Here is a 3,544-nt window from a genome sequence, read left to right as displayed (position 1 = left end):
GCCCTGGGTCCGGCATTCGCCAGACATCCGACATACGTCGGATCGTGAATACAGTGAACGTTATACGACAGAATCAAAAACTAAAATTTAAAAATTGATTTGAGGGGAGTATTATCTTGTACTCATTCGATACTACTGAAAAGAATAACGCTACTGCAAATGACTATGAAACTAAATCAATGTTGTATTTGATGGGTATGAGAGACGATAGTCCTACTATCGATATGTTTATAATTGATTGTTTCAATGATGTAACAGGAGCTTGTGAGAATGTTGATGAGTTATGGGATGTGCAATCTAAAGGAGTGAAATCACTTAACCCTAAAAAAATTGGAATTGCTTTAGCAACACTATTTCTAAATTATAAATCTAGTGTACCTTTTAATTTTTATATATTTTTTATGCCTAAATTAAAAGAAGGATATTTAATAGATGAGTCACTTAAAGTTTTTGAATATTCTAACATACTAATTTCCAAAAAAAATAAAGTTGTTCAAGGATTAGAAGAAGAATATATACGTCGGAAAAATAATAGCTACTCTAATTTAAACAATGATATAAATAAATTTTTGGATGAAGTATTGTTTGTAATTGCCGAAGATGAAAATATACAATACGTTAAAAACTTGGTGGAGTTTAAAAGGAAAGATCAATGGAGTGATGAATTCTATCTATCTTTATTTAATGAAATAAGAGATATGCAGTCTTCAATTAAAAACATATGTATAGATGGCGAAAGTATTAAAGATAAAAAGGAGATTTTACGGTTCAATAAAATACTGAGAAGAAAAAATTTAGAATCTCTCATCATCAATAGGTTAGTAAGTATGGATGTTTTTAACAATAAAACAATCCCTATCAACTTTTTTTCAGAAATCAAAAATTTAGAAGACGAAGAGGAAGTACAAGATATTATTTTAGATTGCCAAATCCAAATCAGCGAAACTTTGTTTAACAAAAATTTAAAGTTAGAATTTTGGCAGTATTTTGAGTATGTAATTGAGGCTGTAAAAACTAATCCAAGCAAAACTCCAAGGCAGATTCATGAAGAAATACCAATACAAATTACAGAAAAAATATTCACCTTAAATGAGATAGCTTCTATTTATTTCATTTCCATGATAAAAGGAGGATTGTTTTAATGATTATTAAGAAAATTGCAATTGGGAATACAAAAGAGGCTTTTGTCGAAGATAGATTAACCTCAAGTGTCAATATAATTTATAGCGACGACAACAACAAAGGTAAAACAGTTTTATTTCAAGGTCTTATGTATGCTCTCGGAAATGAACCGATTTTTCCCTCAGGCTTTAATTATAAAGATTATTATTTTTATACGATGATCGAGATAGATAAAGTCGAATATGAATTTCTAAGAAAAAATAATAATTTCATGTTGATCAGTGAATCTATATTTCAAATCTTTGATAGTCAAACCGAACTCAAGTATTTTTTGAATGAGAATTTATTTACTCTACCTACTATCGAAAAAAGCGAGAGATTAAAGATGGTAGATTTGCAACTGTTTTATCAATTGTTTTTTGTTGGACAAGATAAAAGAAATCCATCAAATGTAATTTCAAGTGGATACTATAACAAGAACGACTTTATAAATATGTTATGTAGTTATAATGGTTACCCGATAACTAATTCTTCTATTGAACAAATTAAAGATAATAAAAACCTTATTAAAGAAAAAGAGATAAGCATAAAAAAGTATAAAAAGCTTATAAAAATATCAAAAGAGAGTCCATTGCTAAATGAGTTTATAAATGAATATGCAGATAGAGAGACTTATTCTGAAACTAGAAAATCAATGGTTTCCTTAAGAGAAAAGATAACAGAATTTAAAAAAAAGAGGAATAGAGAAACTAACAGAGTTATCAAACTAAGAAATTTGCGTAGTGAACTTGGATCCTTTAATCATCAAGTTGATGTAGGAAAAGTAATATGTGCTGAGTGTGGGAGTGAAAAAATATTATATGTTAATTCTAATTTATCGTTTGATGTAAGCAATTTAGAAGTTAGAAGTCAAATACTTCATTCTATAGAGCGATCGATTTTGATGAAGAGTAATTTGATAAATGAGTACGAAGATAATATTAATAGAGAACAACAATCTTTGAAAAAACTACTAAATGAAACTCCTGTTGAGATACAAGATATTCTAATATATTCAGACGAAATACTATCGTCAGAAGAATATAGCCGAGAAATATTTCGGCTCCAAAAGGAAATTGAAGGGTTAAAAAATACAATTGGTAATAGCGAAACTACAGAAGAGGATACAAAGGAAAAGAAAAAAAACATGCTTGAAGAGCTTATAAGCTTAATGAATAGGCATTATAAAAGTATAGAAGACATTGCCTATAACAAATACGAATCTCTTTTTACTAAACGAGAAGAAACTTACTCTGGTAGTGATGAGCAGGAATTTTATTATTGCAAAACAATGGCTATTAACGATTATTTTAATCATGAATTCCCTATAATAATTGACTCATTTAGAGATGGAGAAATATCTACCGGTAAAGAGCAAAAAATGCTTGAAGGATATAAAAAACTTAACAAGCAAGTCTTATTAAGTTCAACTTTGAAAAAAGAAGAATATGAAAAGGAAAAGTATCAAAATTTAGACGGTGTAAATGCGATAGATTATAGTGACTATGCTAATAGCAAATTGCTTAGGGTCGAAGATAAAGAAAAATTCGTAGATTTGTTGTATAGATTCGGTATTTCTATTTGATGATTTTTTCTGTAGACAGAAGTAGCGGATAAATTGTGCAAAGCATAAGAGTATGTTATTCAAACATATAAGAGATTCCATCGTATAACATAATATTCACGCTGCGGACATTCGTCCTAGGTCCGGCATTCGCTGGACACCTAGCATTCGCTAGGTCGTGAATACAACAACGTTATAAGAAATCCCTTAAAGTCTGATTAAGTTCTAAACCAATAAAATTTAATTGAAGGAGAGATTTTATTATGGCTTACCAAATACATATTCAGAGAGCAGATGAAGATCATCCAATTACATTGAAAGAATGGACGAATTATATTCAACAAGATCAAGAGTTAGAGTCTAGCAACCATATCGAAATCACACTTCCTAATGGGATGACAATGGGAATGTCTGGAGAAGGCATGGCGGTATGGAAGACAACGATTAAAGACGAAGAGATCAAAATGACGTTTACCTTCAGAGAAGGAGAAATAGCAACTCGATATTCAAGTGAGGATCAAATTAAAAAAATGAAAGATATAGCGAGTAAGCTTGAAGCCATTGTAGTAGGGGATGAAGGTGAGGAATACTAAAATCGAGAGAAGAATAAGATAAGGGAGTAAAGACAGAGTAACTGAATATTAATGCCGATCCAAGAAGAACGGGACATCTTATAACATAATATTCACGCTGCGGGCATACGCCCTTGGTCTGGCATTTGCCAGACACCCGACATGGGTCGGGTCGTGAATACAGGAACGTTAAGCGCAACTTCTGAAGGGCTGATTAAGAGCAATTTAAGAGCAGAGAATACTTGAA

At 30.8% G+C, this 3,544-nt stretch carries 3 protein-coding genes; all 3 read left to right on the top strand.

The window, feature by feature from the left end:
• The first annotated feature begins 116 nt into the window (after positions 1–116).
• Positions 117–1,142 carry a hypothetical protein gene (locus QWJ34_RS26880; protein ID WP_302732217.1) on the top strand — a complete coding sequence of 342 codons (1,026 nt, stop codon included), beginning with the start codon at positions 117–119 and terminating at the stop codon, positions 1,140–1,142.
• Complete coding sequence (locus QWJ34_RS26875) at positions 1,142–2,746, top strand: hypothetical protein (protein WP_302732216.1); 1,605 nt, start codon at positions 1,142–1,144, stop codon at positions 2,744–2,746. Before QWJ34_RS26880 ends, QWJ34_RS26875 begins: the two co-directional genes overlap by 1 nt.
• Positions 2,747–2,988: 242 nt before the next feature.
• Positions 2,989–3,318, top strand: coding sequence for a hypothetical protein (locus QWJ34_RS26870; protein WP_302732215.1), 330 nt, complete (start codon positions 2,989–2,991; stop codon positions 3,316–3,318).
• The last annotated feature ends 226 nt before the right edge of the window (positions 3,319–3,544 follow it).

It is taken from the genome of Saccharibacillus sp. CPCC 101409, assembly GCF_030518235.1.
In the GTDB taxonomy this organism is placed as follows: domain Bacteria; phylum Bacillota; class Bacilli; order Paenibacillales; family Paenibacillaceae; genus Saccharibacillus.
This window is presented reverse-complemented; position numbering and strand designations above follow the sequence as displayed.